Consider the following 17,833-nt stretch of genomic DNA (forward strand, 5'->3'; position numbering starts at 1 on the left):
GTGACCGATAAGAAATTTCGAAGCAGAGTTGTGTTCCTCACGCGGTGACGTCGGGAATAGGCAAGCCTAGGATCTCGGCATGTTTGCAAAGCTTTTGCCAAGCTGCATCGCCGACCGGCACGCCCTCTTCTAACGCCGAGCGGCGCTTTTGCGCTGCGCTGTCGCCCGGCATGCGAACGGGGCCATTGTTCCAGGGCGCCGGAGGATTGCTGCGGCAGGCAGAGGCGAGAAAGTCAGACTGCGCTGTAAAGGCATCGAGCCCGGCAAAAAAGGCCGGATCGATGACCTGAAGGAAGGCGCTTTGCGAAAAGACACCGGATGGCGTGTTCGCCCGTCCCTTGCCGGAAAGCCCCTGCCCCAGCAACTCGACGATCAGTCCGAGCCCAAAACCCTTGTGCCCCTTCAACTGGCCGCCGAGAGGCATCATCGTCCCGCCCCGTTCCGTCACCTCGCGCGGATCATCGGTCGGCTCGCCTGCGACAGTGAAAGCCCAGGCCTCAGGAAATTTCTTGCCGGCCTTCGCCAGGTTTTGCGTCATGGTCGTGGTGGTGATCGAGGCCGAGACGTCGATCAGGATCGGATCCGCAGATGTCGGGAAGCCGGCCGCCATAGGGTTGGGCGTCAGAAGCGGCTTCGTGCCGCCATAGGGCGCAACGCGGCTCGCCGCGGGATGCGAGACCGACAGCTGTACGATGAGGCCCCGTTCGGTTACCTGCCGCATGAAGGCTGAAAGCGCGCAGGTATGGTGGCAGTTGCGGATCGCGGCGGTGACGACGCCATGATCGCCGACCCGTTCGCAGGCCTGCTCGATCGCCTTCGTCAGCAGCCATGCGCCCGGCAGGGATTTGCCGTCCCAAACAAAGGCTGCGCCGCGGTCATTGACGATCTCATAGCTGCCGGACTTTGCCAGCGAGCCGTCTTCCAACGCCTCGACATACCAGCTCAAAAGACTGACGCCATGGGTTTCGTGGCCGATCATGTCGCCTTCCACCAGGATGGCGGCAGTCGTTTCGGCCTTGTCGGCCTCCATGCCGGCGCGGGTCAATATCTGCTTTGCGAATTGAGTCAGGGCAATGCGGTCAATCAGCGGCATCGGCATTTCTCCCTCACGTCATGGAAAGCACGGGCCGCTGTTTGCGGCGGCCCGTGGTTAAGTGCGGCATACCGGCTTACTTGAAGCGGATCTGCGACAGCTGCAGTTCGGAATTCGTCGCGATCGTCGGCTTGAAGTCGAGACGCGGCGAGACGCGGGTGAAACCGACCATGTGAAACATCGGAATGTCGGCGATGATTTCGGTGTTCACCTTGGCGAAAAGCTCCTTCCAGAGTTTTGTGCGCTCGTCGCCGGTGGCAGACGTCGCCTTGGCGATCAGCGCGTCAACGGCCGGATCGCGAACCATGGAGTGGGAACCGTCGGTCGCGTATTTCACGAATGCGGTGAAGACGGGGTCGCCGGTCGCATTGTCGTGCTGCGACTGGGTCAGCGTCGGACCGGAATCGGCGACAAAGGGTGCAACGAAGTAGCCGTTCCACACGGACACGTCATACATGTCGAGCTTTACGTTCAAGCCGACTTCCTGAAGCATCGCCATCATCGCTTCCATCGCTTCGGTTGCGTTTGGATATTGTCCATTGCGACCGATGATACGGATCTCACGATCGACCGGGACGCCGTCCGCTTTCGCTGCTGCGACCAGTTCCTTTGCTTTTTCGGGATCATAGGGCCAAGCGGGGATATCGGCATTGTAACCGATCGTGGTCGGCACAACGAGCTGTGTCGCGATCTTTGCCTGTTCGGGGAACAGCGTTCCGAGCATCGCCTGACGATCGATGGCGAGGTTCATCGCTTCGCGGATGCGCCGGTCGTTAAGGGGTGCTGCGCGCGTATCGATGCGCAGCGATGTCGTTTCCGAATTCGGGTAGGCGAAATCGGTTTCCTTGTTGGTGGCATCCTGTACGGATACGGCCGGAACGATATCGGCTTCGCCAGCATCGACCATGGCGGCTGCAACGGCGCTGTCTGAGCGGAACAGATATGTCGCCTGTTCCACCTGGGGTTTCTCCCCCCAATATTCCGGATTGCGTTTCAGCACGATTGACTGGCCGATTTCCCATTTGTCGAACGTATAAGGGCCAGTGCCAATCGGCTTGCGGGTGAATTCGTCGGCTGGTGTCGCCTCGGCCGATTCCACAGCCATCACCGTCATCAGAAGCGGAAGAATCGGCTGCGCCGGTTTTGTTGTAATGCGGATCGTGTTGGCATCGGGCGTTTCGAAGCTGAACTCCGTGCCGCCGAAATATTTGCCGCCGGTCTCACAGCTGAGCTTCTTATTCTTGTTGCGCTCGATGGTGAATTGGACATCCTTGGCGGTGAACGGCTTGCCATCGTGCCATTTGACATTCGGGCGCAGCTTGAACTCCCAGGTGTCGTCATCGATCTTCGACCATTCCGTCGCCAGGCGAGGTTTGAGGCCGCCATTGACGTAGTCGAACTCCACCAGCATCTCGTTGACGTTTTCAGAAATGACCCGGCCGACGTCCTGGCGCGCTGCCATACAGGGTTCGACGACATCGACGGTTTCGGCAAGCACAACAGTGACGTTGCTCTTGGCATCCTGAGCGTGTGCCGTACCGCCGCTCAACGCGAGCACCGTTGTTGAAAAGCAGGCAGCTAACAAATGCAGTTTCATTTCGTTCTCCTCCCATGCGCCTTTGGCGCTCCTCACAGTGAATCTGCGTCCCGTTTCCGGTGCTCCGGCATCTATCTCCTCATAGTTCTACAAAGCACAAGTGCACTAATATACTAGTTAGCGACGGCCTTCAACCCTGGCGCTCCGAAGCACGGAGCCCTCAACCGTGTCTGGAACCCTTCATTTTTACTGGGCCGAAGCAATCAGTTGGCGCATCATCTCGACTTCCTCGTCGGTGAGATCCGTCAGCGGCGCCCGCACCGGTCCCGCCTCAAAGCCGCGCAATCGCACGCCTGCCTTGACCGCGGATACCGCATAACCGGCTTTGCGATCGCGAATACGGGCAAAGGGATAGTAGAAATCGCGCAGCATCTGTTCACAGGCAGCGTCGTCACCGGCAAGGAATGCCTTGTGGAATTTCAATGCCGTTTCAGGCACGAAATTGAAGACCGCGGAGGAATAGGTCGGCATGCCGGCTCCGCGATAGGCCTGGGCAAACAGTTCGTGTGTCGGCATCCCGCCGATATAGGAAAGGCGGTCGCCGAGCGCGATCGTGACACGGCGCACTGTATCGATGTCACCGGTTCCATCCTTGAAGCCGATCAGATTCGGGCATTCGTCGGCAAGCTGAGCAAGCTGCTCGGCCGAAACCCGCGCCTGGCCACGATTATAAACGATAACGCCCATATTGGTGGCCTTGCAGACGGCCCGTACACGCGCGGCGATGCCATCTGCCGGCGCCTCGGTCAGGTAATGCGGCAGCAGAAGAATGCCGTCGCCACCGGCCGCCTCGATCTCGCGCGCCATGTCACAGGCAATCCGCGTGCCGTAGCCGCATCCGGCAATAACCGGCGCGTCACCGGATACGGCGCGGGCGGCCTTTACCACCTCGACCACCTCGCCCGGCGTCAGCGAGAACAGCTCACCGGTGCCGCCGGCAACGATCAGGCCGGCAACGGGATAGGACGACAGCCATTCCAGATGCGCTGAAAACGGCTTGGCGGCAAACCGGTCCTCGGCATCGAAAGGAGTGACGGGAAAAGACAGCAGGCCGTTGCGAATGATCTCGCGAAGTTCCGTCGGGGCGATCAATTTGGTACTCCTCGGTTTCAGTTGCGCAGGTCTTGCGGCAACAGGTCGGCGGGGAAATTCTGATAGGCGACGGGGCGCAAAAACCTGCGGATCGACATGGTTCCGACGCTGGTCGCGCCGAAGTTGGTCGAGGCCGGGTAGGGTCCGCCATGCACCATGGAATCGACAACCTCGACGCCGGTTGGAAAGCCGTTGACCAGCACCCTGCCGGCCTTCCGTTCGAGGATTGGCAGCAGGTCGCGGGCAAGGCCCAGATCGGCGTCGTCCATATGGATCGTCGCGGTCAGCTGTCCCTGAAAGCTTTCGGCAAGGGTGAGCAACTTTTCAGGCGAGCCGACGCGCACGACGAGGCCGAGAGGACCGAATACTTCTTCGCTGAGCGAGTGATCGGCAAGCCAGGCCGAGCCGTTGGTCTCGAACAGGTTCGGCGTTGCTTCGCGGCCAGCACTCTGTGCCGCCAGAACCGGCGCGACAGCATTGCTTGTCCGCATGCGCTCGACACCTTCGTGATAGGCCGAGGCGATGCCTTTGGTCAGCATCGTCTGCGGCGCCACCTTTTCAAGAGCCGCCTTGGCGGCACTGGTGAACTTGTCCGCTTCCGGCCCATCGACGACGACGGCGATGCCGGGTTTGGTGCAGAACTGGCCGGCACCAAGCGTCAGTGAACCGGCCCAGCCTGAACCGATTGCCTCGGCCCGGGCAGCGGTAGCGGCCGGCAGCAGGAACATCGGATTAACGCTGCCGAGTTCCCCGAAAAAGGGGATCGGCTCAGGGCGCTGGGCGCAAAGGTCAAAGAGCGCCCTTCCGCCGGCAAGTGAACCGGTAAAGCCAACGGCTTTGATGGCCGGGTGCGTCACCAGCGCCGTTCCGACATCACGACGGCCGCCCTGGATCAGGCTGAAGACGCCGGCCGGCATTCCAGTGCGCTCGATAGCGGCTGCAATCGCCTCGGCAATGATCTCACCTGTGCCGGGATGGGCCGAATGTCCCTTCACCACGACCGGGCAGCCCGCGGCAAGCGCGGCTGCCGTATCGCCGCCGGCCGTCGAGAATGCCAGCGGAAAATTCGAAGCGCCGAAGACGGCGACCGGGCCGATCGGCCGTTGCACCAGACGGATCTCGGGCCGCGGCGCCGGCTGCCGATCGGGTTGGGCTGCGTCGACGCGTGCGTCGAGATGCGCGCCCTTGCGGATATGGTCGGCAAACAGTTTGAGTTGGCCGGTGGTGCGGGCGCGTTCGCCGTTGAGCCGGCCCTCCGGAAGCCCGGTTTCCTGCGTTCCGATGAGGGTGACGGCCTCGCCGCGCTTGTCGATCTCCTCGGCGATTGCCTCGAGGAAAATGCCGCGCTCCTCGCGTGTCGTTGCCGAAAACACTGCAAAAGCAGCTTCGGCGGCGCGGCAGGCGCGGTCGACCAGTTCCGTTGTGCCGACAGCAAAGTCATGTGCCTGCCCATGCGCCGGCTCTGACCGAAATGTCGTCGTTCCGGCAATCCACTCGCCGGCGATGAAATGCCTGCCTGAAGGGGTCCAGCTCATTGTTCTTCTCCTCGGCGGAGCCTCGCTCCGTCCTGATGCGTGAAGTGTTGTCCAAGTTTGGGTCGCCTTAGAACAGGATGATTTTAGGCCAAGTCGGCCTAAAATCTGAATCCTGTTCTAAATTAAATAGGTAGAGCATGATGTCGTCCGAAAACCGCTCACACTTTTCGGCATCATGCTCTAGCGGCCATTCGCCTTCCGCCATTCGGCAAAGAGCGTCAGATTGCTTTCGTCGGTGGCCGGGTAGAGGCCGATGATCGTATGACCTTGCTTGACGCGCTCGGTGACGAAATCTTCGTAAGCGGTCATCTCGACCGCTTCATCAGCGATCTCGTCGGCGATCTCAGCAGGGATGACGATCACGCTGTCGTCGTCGCCAACCATGATGTCGCCGGGGAAGACCGCCACATCGCCACAGCCTATCGGCACATTGATGTCGATTGCCTCGTGCAGCGTCAGGTTCGTCGGGCTGGAGGGACGATTGTGATAGGCGGGGATATCAAGACCGCCGATGGTCATGGCGTCCCGGAAGCCGCCATCGGTGACGACGCCGCCGCCGCCGCGCATCATCAGGCGGGTAATCAGGATGTCGCCGGCAGAGGCTGCGCGCGGATCCTTGCGGCTGTCCATCACCAGAACAAAGCCTTCCGGGCACGTCTCGATGGCGAGCCGTTGCGGATGTTTCGGGTTGCGAAAGACATTCATTGCGTTACGGTCTTCGCGCGCCGGCATGTAACGCAGCGTAAAGGCTGGTCCGACCATATTGCGGCCCTTTGGCTGCACCGGCCGAACATCCTGGATCGTCTGGTTTCTCAGACCGCGCTTGAACAGTGCCGAACAGAGCGTTGCGACAGAGACACCCATCAGTTTATCACGGGTTGCGGGGTTCATTTGCTTCTCCTCGTTCTCATTCAGGCGCCGAAACTGCGCGTTTCCACGGTCCAGTCGCGGGCTTTGCCCGTCAGGCTGCAGCCGAGCCCCGGACGGGCCGGCACGATCATCCGGCCGTCCTTGATCTCGAGTTGTTCGTTAAACAGTGGCGCCAGCCAATCGAAATGCTCTACCCACGGCTCATGCGCATAAGCGGCGGCCAGGTGCAGATGGATTTCCATGGCGAAATGCGGGGCCAGGCGCATACGTTTCGCCTCGGCGTGTGTGCAGATGCGCAGAAAGGGCGTGATGCCGCCGACCCGCGGCGCATCCGGCTGAATGAAGTCGACCGCATCGGCCCGGATCAGCGCCATGTGTTCGTCGGCGCTTGCCAGCATTTCGCCGGTGGCGATCGGCGTGGCGAGTTCGCGTGCCAGTGCCGCATGGCCCTCGGCGTCGTAGGCATCGAGCGGCTCTTCGATCCATTCGAGGTTGAGCGGTTCGACCAGCCGGCCGAAACGCAAGGCCGTCGTGCGGTCCCATTGCTGGTTTGCATCGACCATCAACGGGACACGGCCATCGATATGGCTGGTCACCGCATCAAGCCGGCGAAGGTCGATCATCGGGTCCGGCTGTCCGACCTTGATCTTGATGCCGCCTATACCGGAAGCGATCGAGTGGTCGATGGCATCGCGGATTTCCTCGACGCTCGATGACAGGAAGCCGCCGGAGGTGTTGTAGCAGGCGACACTGTCGCGATGCGCGCCAAGCAGTTTTGCAAGCGGCAGGCCGGCGCGTTTCGCCTTGAGGTCCCAGAGGCAGATGTCGATGGCGGCGATTGCCTGCGTTGCAATGCCGGAGCGGCCGACCGAGGCCCCGGCCCAGCAGAGCTTGTCCCAGATGCGCGCGGTATCGTTGGGGTCTTCGCCGATCAGGTTGTCGGCAAGCTCGCAGGCATGTGCATAAAGCGCAGGTCCGCCTGCCCGCTTCGAGTAACTGAAACCAAGCCCACTATGGCCAGCCTCGGAGACGATCTCGCAAAATAGAAAGGCCACCTGGGTCAGCGGCTTCTGCCGGCCGGTCAACACCTTGGCATCGCTGATCGGCCGCGCCAAAGGCAGGTAAGCGAGCGACAGGGTGACCGATCGGATGGCGTCCAGTTTGGACGGACCGGCAGCGAAGCCAGCCTTGGGCGGCTGTGCGGGGATCGTGCGTTGATTGGGATCAAACATCGTGGTGCCTCAGTTGATGGCCGGTTCCGGCGTCTTGCCACCGAATTCGGTTGTCAGGAAATCAAAGTCGCAGCCTTTGTCGGCCTGCTCGATATGCCCGGAGAACATAAAGCCGTAACCGCGTTCATAATGCCGCGTCGGCGCCACCCAGGCGGCCCGCCGCGCTGTGATCTCTTCTTCGGAAACCAGCATATTGAGGCTGCGTGCCGGAATATCAAGCTCGACCATGTCCCCCGTCCTCAGCAGCGCCAGAGGCCCGCCAACATAAGATTCCGGTGCGACATGCAGCACGCAGGCGCCGAAACTGGTTCCGGACATGCGGGCGTCCGAGATGCGTACCATGTCGCGCAGGCCGAGTTTCAACAGCGCCTTTGGCATCGGGATCATGCCCCATTCCGGCATGCCTGGTCCGCCCTGTGGGCCGGCATTGCGGAGAACGAGAACCGTGTCCGGCGTCAGCGGATAGTCGGGATCGTCGATGATCTTCTTCATCTCCGCATAGCTGTCGGCGACCAGCGCCGGGCCACAATGACGATGGAATTTTGGGTCGCAGGCCGCCGGTTTGATGACCGCGCCGTCGGGACACAGGTTTCCCTTGAGCACGGCCAGCGAACCTTCGTGATAGACCGGGTTCGACAATGGCCGGATAACGTCGTCATTGTAGATCTTCACCTGGTCGAGACCATCCACCAAGGGTTTTCCCATAACGGTAATCGCGCTGGGATCCAGCTTGTCGCCGAGCTGCTTCATCAGGGCGCGCAAGCCGCCGGCATAAAAGAAATCCTCCATCAGATAGGTCGAACCGGAAGGCCGGATGTTGGCGAGAACCGGCGTCGTACGACCGATGCGATCGAGATCATCGAGCTCCAGCGGGACGCCGGCGCGTCGCGCCATGGCGATCAGGTGTATGATGGCATTGGTGGAGCAGCCGGTCGCCATGGCGACCGTGACCGCGTTGTCGACGGCCGCCGGAGTGATGATCTGGTCCGGTGTCAGATCCTCCCACACCATATCGACGATGCGCCGGCCACAGGCCGCAGACATGCGCTGGTGGTTGGCGTCGGCAGCCGGGATCGAGGATGCGCCCGGCAGCGTCAACCCCATAGCCTCGGCGATCGCCGTCATCGTCGACGCCGTGCCCATGGTCATGCAATGGCCGTAACTGCGGGCGATCCCGCCTTCGATGCCCTGCCACTCCTCCTGGGTGATCGTGCCGGCGCGGCGCTCGTCCCAATATTTGAAGCCGTCGGTACCAGAACCCAGCGTCTTGCCGGCATAGTTGCCGCGAAGCATCGGGCCGGCCGGCAGATAAATGAAGGGAATGCCCATGCTGACTGCGCCCATGACAAGGCCTGGTGTGGTCTTGTCGCAGCCACCCATCAGAACGGCGCCATCGACAGGATGGCTCCGCAGCAGTTCCTCAGTCTCCATCGCCAGCATATTGCGATAGAGCATCGTGGTCGGCTTGACGAAGTTTTCGGAAAGGGAAAGAGCGGGCAGTTCCATGGGGAACCCACCCGACTGAAGAATTCCCCGCTTCACCCATTCGGCGCGTTCACGGAAATGCATGTGGCACGGCTGCGCATCGGACCAGGTGTTGATCACGGCAATGATCGGCTTTCCCTGCCAATCCTCCGGCGCGTAACCCATCTGCATGGTCCGCGACCGGTGGCCGAACGAGCGTTGATCATCCGGCAGCATCCATCGGGCGGACCGCAATTGCTCGTAGGTTTTCCTCGCGGTCACGGCTTTCTCCCACCTTTTCGCTTGCTTACTTCAGCGTTTGCACCAACTGATATTTTAGTTTGACATATATATCAATGGCAAGTTTGCGTTCTTGTGCATTAGGTCATGCAAAGCTATGAATGGACTCGAATAGGACGCCTCAGATGAATTCCCAGTTCGCCTCTACATTCGGCCTGACCGCGCCCGGCTTTCCAGTCGTTGCCGGCAGTACCGTCCAGCGGGTCTATGATGACCTGCGAAAGCGTATCATTACTATTCAGCTGCCGCCGGACACCACACTGTCGCGCACTGAGCTCACCGAGACTTATGAAGTCAGCCAGACGCCCATCCGCGACGCATTGCAGCTCCTCAAACAGGAGGGTCTGGTTCGCATTTATCCGCAGTCCCGCACTGTGGTGACCAGGATCGACGTCCTGCAGATTTACGAGGCACATTTCCTTCGCGTGGCGCTGGAAACGGAAGTTTGCCGCCGCCTCGCAACCGATCCGGATCCGGATCCGAGCGTCGTTACCCGCGCCCGGTCGATCATCAAGATGCAGGCGGCAGTCGCCGACGACGTCGATCAGGTCGCGATCTTCCAGGAACTCGACGAGCTCTTTCACCAGACATTGTTCGCAGGCGCAAAGCGCAGCAGCCTCCACCAGTTGATACGCGAGCGGTCCGGCCATCTCGAGCGCATTCGTCGCCTGCATCTGCCCGAGAAGGGCAAGATCGTCAGCATTCTCGATGGGCACCACGCCATCATCGATGCGATTGCCGCGCGCAACGAACAGGGTGCGGTCGATGCAATCCGTGAACATCTCAGCCAAACCGTCGCAAAAGTGGAAGACCTCAGGAAGGAGTTCCCGGACTACTTCGTCTGATCTGCCGCGCCGCGGGTTTGCCGGATCAATTGACCGGCGTCAGCAGCGGCCTGCCTGCGAAGAAGGCGGCAAGGTTGTCGACCGTCAATTGCGCCATCCTGTCGCGCGTTTCCTCGGTACCGCTGGCATGATGGGGATAGAGCACAACGTTGTCGAGCGCTGCAAAGCGCGGATCGGGATTGGGTTCGTTGAGGTAGACATCGATGCCGGCCGAGGCGATCCGCTTTTCCTGCAAGGCCTTGATCAAGGCCGGCTCGTCGACCACGGTGCCCCGGGCAATGTTGATGAAGCTGCCCGTCGGTCCGAGCGCATTCAGCACGTCCGCCGAAATCAATCCTTCGGTCGAGGCCCCGCCAGGCGTCGCGACGATCAGGATATCGGCCCAGTCCGCAAGTTTGACCGGCGTGTCGAAATAGGCAAAATCGTTGCCGGCTTTCTTCGTCCTTCCATAATAGCCGACCGTCAGCCCGACAGCTTCGCATCGCTTGGCAATCGCCATCCCGATGCGGCCGAGGCCGACGATCCCGGCCTTCTTGCCCCACGTCGATGTCGTCAGCGGCATCATGCCCTTCTGCCCCCAATCGCCGGAGCGCACATAGCGATCGCCTTCCGGCAGGCGCCGGCGTGCCGCCAGCATCAGAAGCAGTGCCATGTCAGCAACGTCGTCGCACAGCACCTCGGATGTGTTGGTGAGCTTGATGCCGCGCCGTGTCATCGCCTCGACGTCCATCTGGTCGTAGCCAGCCGAGGAACAGGCGGCGAGCTTTAATGCCGGCAATTTCGAAAGCAAGGCTTCGTCGATCGTCACATGGCCGTTGCAGACCAGGGCGGAAGCGATCGGGCCGGCTTCCCGCAAGAGAGCATCGCGCTCTTCGCCTTTGACAAGATCCAGCCGGTGCAGCGTGTAGGTCTCCTCCAGGATCGCCATCTGATGGGGCCGGAGCGGATAGGCGACGATGACATCGGGCTTCATGCGGAAACGAGTCCTTCCTGTCGTTGGCGGGCGGCGCGTCGGGTGGCCTGGATCTCCGGATCGGGGTCGAGGCTCGCGGCAAGAAGTGCCTGCGTGTAGGGGTGGGAGGGCGCGGTGAAGATCTGTTCGACCGGCCCCTCCTCGACAATCTCGCCGGCCTTCATGACGATGACACGATCGGCGAAATCGCGAACCACCGGCAGGTCGTGCGCAATGAAGAGGTAGGACAGGCCGAATTCGCGACGCAGGCCCTCAAGCAAGGCGATTACCTGCGCCTGGATCGACACGTCGAGCGCCGAAACCGCCTCGTCGCAGATGATCAGTTTCGGCTCCATCGCCAGCGCCCGGGCAATCGCGATGCGCTGGCGCTGGCCGCCGGAAAACTGATGTGGATACCGGTCGGCCATATCCGGTTTCAGGCCAACCTTGACCAGCAGTTCGGCCACTCTCTCCTTCCATCTCGCTTTCGGCAGGATATCCGGGTGAATGACCCAGGCCTCTGAAATCAACCGGAACACGCTCATCCGCGGGTTCAGTGACTGGGTCGGATCCTGAAAGACCATCTGCAAATCGCGACGCAGCCCGAATATTTCTCTGGGGGTCATCGCAAGCAGATCGTTGCCGCGATAGAGAACCTGGCCCTCCTGCGGATCATCGAGGCGAACGATTGCCCGGGCAAGGGTCGACTTGCCGGAACCGCTCTCGCCGACAACGGCAACCGTCTCGCCGGGCATGATGACGAAATCCACGCCCTTCAGCGCCTGGAATGCGCCGAAACTCTTTTTCAAGCCGATGGCGCGCAACAACGGCTCGCCCTGCCGGTCACGCTCTTGCGCCATCGCACCCTTCCCCGGCGCGGCAGCTATCAGCTTCTTCGTATAGGCGTTCTGCGGGTTGCGATAGACTTCGGCCGCATTGCCGGTTTCGACCACGCAGCCGGAATTCATCACCACCACCCGGTCGGCGATCTCGGCAACGACGCCCAAATCGTGGGTGATCAGCAACAGGCCCATGCCGGTTTCCTGCTGCAACTCCTGCAGAAGTTCGAGCACCTGCGCCTGCACCGTCACATCAAGCGCGGTGGTGGGTTCATCCGCGATCAGGATATCGGGCTTGCAGGCGATCGCCATGGCGATCATCAGGCGTTGCCGCTGGCCGCCGGAGAACTGGAATGGATACTTTCGCATTGCCGCCTGCGGATCGGTTATGCCGACGCGCCCGATCAATTCGAGCGCCCTCGCGCCGGCGCGCTCCGCCGACTGGCCATGCGTCGTCATCATCTCGGTGATTTGCCAGCCGACCGGATAGACCGGATTGAGGTGGGCGAGCGGGTCTTGAAAGATCATGGCGATCTTGGCACCGTTGATCGAGCGCCGCTCCTCGGGCGTCATTTTCAGCATGTCGCGCCCATTGAGGAGGATTGTGCCGCTGGTGATCTTGCCGGGTGGCATGTCGATCAGGTTCATGATCGCCGAGGCCGACACGGATTTGCCCGAACCGCTTTCCCCGAGGATCGCCAGCGTCTCGCCGCGATCGAGATGCCAACTGACATCCTGCACCGCCTTGACGGTCCCGCTGGCGGTGTGGAACTCGACCGAGAGGTCACGCACTTCCAAAAGATGTTCAGCCATTTTTCCTGCCCCTCATTTCAAGGCGCCAGCGTTGTGTCGGATCGAGCGCGATGCGCAGCCAATTCGACAGAAGGTTCAGCGACAGCGTCGTCAGAATGATTGCAAGGCCCGGCCAGAAGGAAAGCCACCAGGCATTGGTGAGATAGGGTCCTCCTTGCGCAACCATGAGACCCCAGGTGATCTCCGGCGCCTGAATGCCGATTCCAAGGAATGACAGGGAGGATTCGGCCAGCATGACGAAGGCGAAATCGAGCGTCGCGATGGTCACCAGCGTGGGGAAGATCACCGGCAGGATGTGATGGAAGACAATCCGCCAATACGATGCTCCCATCACCTTCGCCGCCTGCACGAACATCCGCTCGCGCACTTCCAGCACTTCGGCGCGCGTGGTGCGCAGATAGATGGGAATGCGGGTGATCGCCAGGACGAGGACGATATTGGTGACCGAGGGCTCGAGCATGTAGAGCACGATCACCGCCAGAAGCAGCGACGGAAAGGACATGATGACGTCGCCGAGGCGCATGATCCATTGAGCAGCAGAAGAGCGGCTGTAACCTGCGACCAGACCGAGCGCCGTCCCGACGACGGATGATGCAAGCACGGCTGCCGCGGCAACCAGGATGGTGTTTTGCGCCGCCACGATAACGCGGGCAAGAAGCGGCCTGCCCAGCGCATCGGCGCCGAGGACATAAAGCATTCCGCGGGTGATATCGAACGGCGGCGCGTTCCGGCCCCGCAGGTTCTGCTTGGTGGCGATGGCTTCCAGCAGGAGCGGGCCAAACAGCGCACAGAGCAGAACGATCAAGAGGAACAGAGCCGCGAAGAAAGCGAGCTTGTCCGCCCACAGCATCGTCAGCCAGCGCCCGATCGGGCCGCTTGGTTTTTTCTCGGCGAGGATTTGTGTGTCGGCCATCGTCATCGCTCAATACCGGATGCGCGGATCGAGCAGCGCATAGGCGATGTCGATCAACAGGTTCATGATGAAGATCGCCAGTGCCGAGACCATGATGACGGCCAGCACGACGGCGAAATCGCGAAGCAGGATGGAATCGATCATTAGCTTGCCGATTCCAGGAAAGCCAAACACCGTCTCGACGACGACGGCACCGTTCAAGATGGCGGCCGCCTGGTCGCCGATGACTGTGATCACCGGCAGCATGGCGTTGCGCAGTCCGTGAATGAAGATGATTGAGTTCGAGCGGACCCCCTTGGCGCGGGCCGTCTTCACATAGGCGGAAGACAGAACACTGATCATCGAGCCTCGGACCACCTGCAGGATCAGGCCGAAAGGCCGGATGAACAGCACGCTGACCGGCAGGACCCAGTGCCAGAAAGTTCCCGTTCCCGATGTCGGCAGGACATGCAGTTTAACGGCGAAAATGACGATTGCCACGATGGCCAGCCAGAAATCCGGCGCCGCAGCGCCGATCAGCGAGAAGAAAGTGGCAAGACGGTCGAAGACGCCGCCGACGCGAAACGCCGCAAGCGAACCGATGACGATCGCGGCGATCGTGACCAGCACCATGGTGATGGCAGCCAGCCAGAAGGTCCAGACGAAGGCCTCCAGCACGACATCCATGGCCGGACGGGCCTGCCGCAGTGACTGACCGAAATTGCCCTGGGCAAGATCCGAGACATAACGGCCGAACTGGATGATCAACGGATCGTTGAAACCGTTCATCTCACGGAATTGCTGGCGCATTTCGGTGGTCGCATCGATCGGCAGATAGAGGTCGGTCGGATCGCCCGTCAGCCGGGACAGGAAGAACACGATGACGATAAGCACCACGAGCGATACGCCACTGGCGATCGCGCGTTTGCCGATGAAACTCTTCATGCCACTCCTCCCGAGTGAACCCCATGGGGTCGTGATGTCCGGTTTTTCGTCTTCGTTTGTGCTGCCTGTGATACCCCTCCGGCAACAGGCACGGCTCGACGACCAGTCCCTGTAACTGAAATATTAGTGCATCTAGAATTTTTGTGAACCCCAAAAATGATCGGGGCTTATCGCGGCGGCTTGCGTCGCCATGTCATGCCGCGGGTTCCAATAATGGCCGCGCCGAAGATCACAGCCGCGCCGATCCACGTCTGTACGGCTGGAACTTCCGCGAAAAATGAGAAGGCCATAAGGGCGACGACGGGCAGTCGGAGAAAGTCGAGCGGTGCCAGAACGCTTGCGGTCGCCATACTGAAGGCGCGCGTGATCAGCGTCATGTTGAGTGCGCCGAGTGCCCCTTGGAGGGCAAGCAGTCCGAGTTGGCTCCAGGTCGGCATCGACCAGACCGGCAGCATAACGATCAGGCCAAGCGGTACCGTCGCTATCAGATTCCATGCAACCAGCCGGTCGGCACTATCCCTCAATGCCATCCGCCGGAGCATCAATTGGCTGGCCGCCGTCAAGACCGCTCCTGCCAGCGCAAAAAGCAGCCATTGGTCGAAACCGGACGCTCCAGGGCGAATGATGATCATGACGCCGATAAAACCTGCGACAATGCCGGCCACGCTGGAGATGCCGACATGTTCCTTGAGCACCAGCCACGCACCGAGAACGAGAAACATGGGCATGGTGAAATTGATCGCCGTGGCATCGGCGAGTGGCGCGTGGGCAAAGGCGACGAACAAAGCAACCAGTGAGGCAAGCTTCAGACCCGCACGCACGACATGCAGAACACGATAGGGAGAGGATTTCAGGTCGACCCGCGACACGATCCAGGGCGTGACGACAAGAAGCCCGAAAAACGACCGGAAAAAGCCGATCATCAATGGATGCACCTCGCCGGCCAGCAAACGCACAATGACTGCGTCGAAACTATTTAAAAAAGCGGCGGCCACCATCAAGCAGACGGCAAGGCCCGTGCGACCAGGCTGCATCACGCTTCTCCTGATCGAACAAGGGTGAACCCTGCTATATGGGCCATTCGATACAGCTGCGCGTTGAACCGGCAATCCATTGGAAATAAAGCCTTCCTGGCGTGTCTGCTAATCTCCGGTCTCCCAACGGTTTGCCGCGGCTGAGACCGCTCATTCTTGCCAGGGGCCGGCAGCATCCATTATCTCCGGCGCGGATTAACGGCTTTATCTCAATCCATCGGCCGCCGTCCACACTGACAGAGCGCACTGCTGACGGGGCCGCCCTCGCCCCCGCTAGTGGATCACTCCGTTCGTTTTCGCCCGGTTCGAGAACTGGTGGACGAGCATGATGCCCTGCTCAAGGAGTAACTCGGCGGCCTGCAGATCGCGCGGCGTGAGATCGCCGGATAGACCGCGAATCGTATTGGCGACGCAGATGGAGTTGGCGACGAAGCGGGCGTCGCCCTCCCCTTCCGCCTCCTCGGCCGTTGCTTCCAAGGCGTCGGCGACGGTGTCGAGCAGGCTCGAGCGTTCGACGAGCGTCATGTCGTTCAGGGTTTTGGAAATGCCGTTCATGATTGTCTCCTCGCGTGTGCTCAAGGCGGATCGCAGCTCCGTTTTCTCGATTTCAGTGACGTGGCGGTGACTGTCAGATAGGATGGTTGTTTTCAGAAGCAACTCATGGCTGCCGCGCACCTCACGCATGAGTGAAGCGAGATCGGACGGCTCAATCAATAATTTCGGGCCGATCATTCCAGATGGGTCAGGAGGTCGGCAAGCATCGGTCGCTGCCCTTTCAACAGCTTTATGGCTGCGTAGGGCGGGGAAAACCATCCCGCGCGATCGACCTCCGGAAAGCTCTTTACCCGGCCTGACCGTGGTGGCCATTCCATTTCAAACTCGGAACTCTGTATCGCGTTCACGTCCAGTACCGGATCGGCTTCGATCGACCACGCGACAACCATCTTTCCGCCAGGTTGTCGGTATTCGCCCAACGGTGTGAACCTGCCATCGACTGCTACCCCCAGCTCTTCGGCAGTTTCCCTTATTGCCGCCGCGAGCTCATCTTCTCCAGGTTCGATCAACCCCTTCGGGATCGACCACGCAGCCTCGTCTTTCTTAGCCCAGAAAGGACCGCCCGGATGGACGAGAAGCACTTCGATGTCCCTGGAAACACGTCGGTATAGCAGAAGTCCGGCGCTACGGATGACCATCGTGTTGTGCCCTTCTTGCGTCGATCACGAGGCCAGGCATTCCTCACAGATGCCGCAGCCGTCCTCGTCCATCCACCGACGCCGGCGCTTGCAGCAAAGGCAAGCACGACTATCCGGTTGTTCCTTTGTGTCTTCCGGTGGAATGATCTCGATCGTCGTGTCGATTAGAGTGTCGGCCACAAGCTCCGCCATCTCGTTGCTCCATTAGTCTGTTCTAAATAAGATAGGAGCGGCAATCGATACCGGCAAGCTCTCGACGCCGGTCGGAGGGCCAAATGGCATGCCGAACCCACATTCGAGCGCTGGGCCTTCTTGCGACAAGTGATATAGTTAAATTTCGGTTGTCCACCTGGACGATACGATAAAGGAATTATTCCATGGGAGACCAGAAACGCCCGCTGCAACCAGGAGAAACTGCCCCCGCCTTCGCACTCGCCACGGCCAACTTCGACGGAACCGTCTCTTTCGCCGACTTGAGCGGTCGCCCGTTCGTGATCGGGTTCTTTCGCGGGTTGCACTGCCCGTTCTGCCGGCGCCAGCTAGAACAGCTTGCCGGCGTACAGCCGACCCTGCGCGCCGCCGGGGTGGAGACCGTGGCCGTTATCAACACGCCGGTAGAACGTGCCCGCCTGTATTTCCGCCACCGGCCGACGCCAATAACACTTCTATGTGATCCGGACTGCCGCACGCATCGGGCCTACGGCGTGCCGCATGGCGAGTTCCTGCCCGAAGGGAGCTGCGAGCAGCCCGAATGGCCCTATGGCGCAACGATGGCGCAATTCCAGGCGGCACGCATCAACCCCACGGGTGAGCTACCGGAACCGCTGCACCCGATGGAAGCCAACACGGCGCTCAACGCCAAGGACGGCTTCGAGCTTGACGAGGCCGATAATGCGATCTTCGCGAACCATGCTACTCAGCTCGTCGGGCACTTCCTGGTCAATGCGAACGGCACCATCGGCTGGACACAAATCGAGGCGCTCGACGGACCGAACAGCCTCTCCATCTTCCCGACCGCAGCGGAGATCATCGCCGCCGCTGACAGCCTTGGACGCTGACTGCAGCGAACCCGTCCGCCAGTGTTGGCGAACTCGTCTCCGACCTGTCATCAGCTTGAGCTCCATGTCACGTTCCGCC

17 protein-coding genes are annotated in these 17,833 nt (G+C 60.8%); 2 read left to right on the forward strand and 15 right to left on the reverse strand.

Annotated elements, in window-relative coordinates; translation table 11 throughout:
• Positions 1–37 precede the first annotated feature (37 nt).
• From ACM5SV_RS24170 to araD, 7 genes are all read right to left on the reverse strand, one after another.
• On the reverse strand, positions 38–1,099 hold the full coding sequence (locus ACM5SV_RS24170) for an Ldh family oxidoreductase (RefSeq protein WP_222051637.1): 1,062 nt from the start codon (positions 1,097–1,099) through the stop codon (positions 38–40).
• A 70-nt stretch (positions 1,100–1,169) separates the two neighbouring features.
• Positions 1,170–2,690: an ABC transporter substrate-binding protein gene (locus tag ACM5SV_RS24175; protein WP_012755645.1), complete on the reverse strand. Its 1,521-nt coding sequence runs from the start codon at positions 2,688–2,690 to the stop codon at positions 1,170–1,172.
• A 186-nt stretch (positions 2,691–2,876) separates the two neighbouring features.
• On the reverse strand, positions 2,877–3,782 hold the full coding sequence (locus ACM5SV_RS24180) for a 5-dehydro-4-deoxyglucarate dehydratase (protein WP_012755646.1): 906 nt from the start codon (positions 3,780–3,782) through the stop codon (positions 2,877–2,879).
• A 17-nt stretch (positions 3,783–3,799) separates the two neighbouring features.
• On the reverse strand, positions 3,800–5,317 hold the full coding sequence (locus ACM5SV_RS24185) for an aldehyde dehydrogenase (NADP(+)) (RefSeq protein ID WP_012755647.1): 1,518 nt from the start codon (positions 5,315–5,317) through the stop codon (positions 3,800–3,802).
• Positions 5,318–5,497: 180 nt separating this feature from the next.
• Positions 5,498–6,208, reverse strand: a complete 711-nt coding sequence (locus tag ACM5SV_RS24190) for a ribonuclease activity regulator RraA (protein WP_128438828.1) — start codon at positions 6,206–6,208, stop codon at positions 5,498–5,500.
• A 20-nt stretch (positions 6,209–6,228) separates the two neighbouring features.
• A complete protein-coding gene (locus ACM5SV_RS24195) occupies positions 6,229–7,419 on the reverse strand; it encodes an L-talarate/galactarate dehydratase (protein WP_128438827.1) in 1,191 nt (396 codons plus the stop codon).
• Positions 7,420–7,428: 9 nt separating this feature from the next.
• Positions 7,429–9,165 (reverse strand): L-arabinonate dehydratase, encoded by a 1,737-nt coding sequence (gene araD, locus ACM5SV_RS24200; RefSeq protein WP_017996183.1) that lies wholly within the window; start codon positions 9,163–9,165, stop codon positions 7,429–7,431.
• A gap of 143 nt (positions 9,166–9,308) precedes the next feature.
• Between araD and ACM5SV_RS24205 the strand changes: the two genes are divergently transcribed.
• A complete protein-coding gene (locus ACM5SV_RS24205) occupies positions 9,309–10,028 on the forward strand; it encodes a GntR family transcriptional regulator (protein ID WP_003562449.1) in 720 nt (239 codons plus the stop codon).
• A gap of 25 nt (positions 10,029–10,053) precedes the next feature.
• On the opposite strand, the gene ACM5SV_RS24210 is transcribed toward ACM5SV_RS24205, so the two are convergent.
• The 8 genes from ACM5SV_RS24210 to ACM5SV_RS24245 form a co-directional block, all read right to left on the reverse strand.
• A complete protein-coding gene (locus tag ACM5SV_RS24210) occupies positions 10,054–11,001 on the reverse strand; it encodes a 2-hydroxyacid dehydrogenase (RefSeq protein WP_128449357.1) in 948 nt (315 codons plus the stop codon).
• A complete protein-coding gene (locus ACM5SV_RS24215; protein WP_128406695.1) occupies positions 10,998–12,632 on the reverse strand; it encodes an ABC transporter ATP-binding protein in 1,635 nt (544 codons plus the stop codon). Before ACM5SV_RS24215 ends, ACM5SV_RS24210 begins: the two co-directional genes overlap by 4 nt.
• Entirely contained in the window at positions 12,625–13,551 is a 927-nt protein-coding gene (locus tag ACM5SV_RS24220; RefSeq protein ID WP_222051636.1) for an ABC transporter permease, read from the reverse strand. The genes ACM5SV_RS24215 and ACM5SV_RS24220 overlap by 8 nt, the downstream gene beginning before the upstream one ends.
• 3 nt (positions 13,552–13,554) lie before the next feature.
• Positions 13,555–14,469: an ABC transporter permease gene (locus tag ACM5SV_RS24225; RefSeq protein ID WP_012755654.1), complete on the reverse strand. Its 915-nt coding sequence runs from the start codon at positions 14,467–14,469 to the stop codon at positions 13,555–13,557.
• Between the two features lie 167 nt (positions 14,470–14,636).
• A complete protein-coding gene (locus ACM5SV_RS24230) occupies positions 14,637–15,503 on the reverse strand; it encodes a DMT family transporter (RefSeq protein ID WP_128438825.1) in 867 nt (288 codons plus the stop codon).
• Positions 15,504–15,776: 273 nt separating this feature from the next.
• Positions 15,777–16,058, reverse strand: a complete 282-nt coding sequence (locus tag ACM5SV_RS24235) for a hypothetical protein (protein WP_020487077.1) — start codon at positions 16,056–16,058, stop codon at positions 15,777–15,779.
• A gap of 173 nt (positions 16,059–16,231) precedes the next feature.
• A complete protein-coding gene (locus ACM5SV_RS24240; RefSeq protein ID WP_128438824.1) occupies positions 16,232–16,696 on the reverse strand; it encodes an NUDIX domain-containing protein in 465 nt (154 codons plus the stop codon).
• Positions 16,697–16,720: 24 nt separating this feature from the next.
• On the reverse strand, positions 16,721–16,888 hold the full coding sequence (locus tag ACM5SV_RS24245) for a hypothetical protein (RefSeq protein ID WP_164902768.1): 168 nt from the start codon (positions 16,886–16,888) through the stop codon (positions 16,721–16,723).
• Positions 16,889–17,073: 185 nt separating this feature from the next.
• On the opposite strand from ACM5SV_RS24245, the gene ACM5SV_RS24250 reads away from it, so the two are divergent.
• Positions 17,074–17,754 carry a redoxin domain-containing protein gene (locus tag ACM5SV_RS24250; protein ID WP_222051635.1) on the forward strand — a complete coding sequence of 227 codons (681 nt, stop codon included), beginning with the start codon at positions 17,074–17,076 and terminating at the stop codon, positions 17,752–17,754.
• Positions 17,755–17,833: the final 79 nt, after the last annotated feature.

This window comes from Rhizobium sp. CRRU65 (assembly GCF_048551595.1).
In the GTDB taxonomy this organism is placed as follows: domain Bacteria; phylum Pseudomonadota; class Alphaproteobacteria; order Rhizobiales; family Rhizobiaceae; genus Rhizobium; species Rhizobium leguminosarum_J.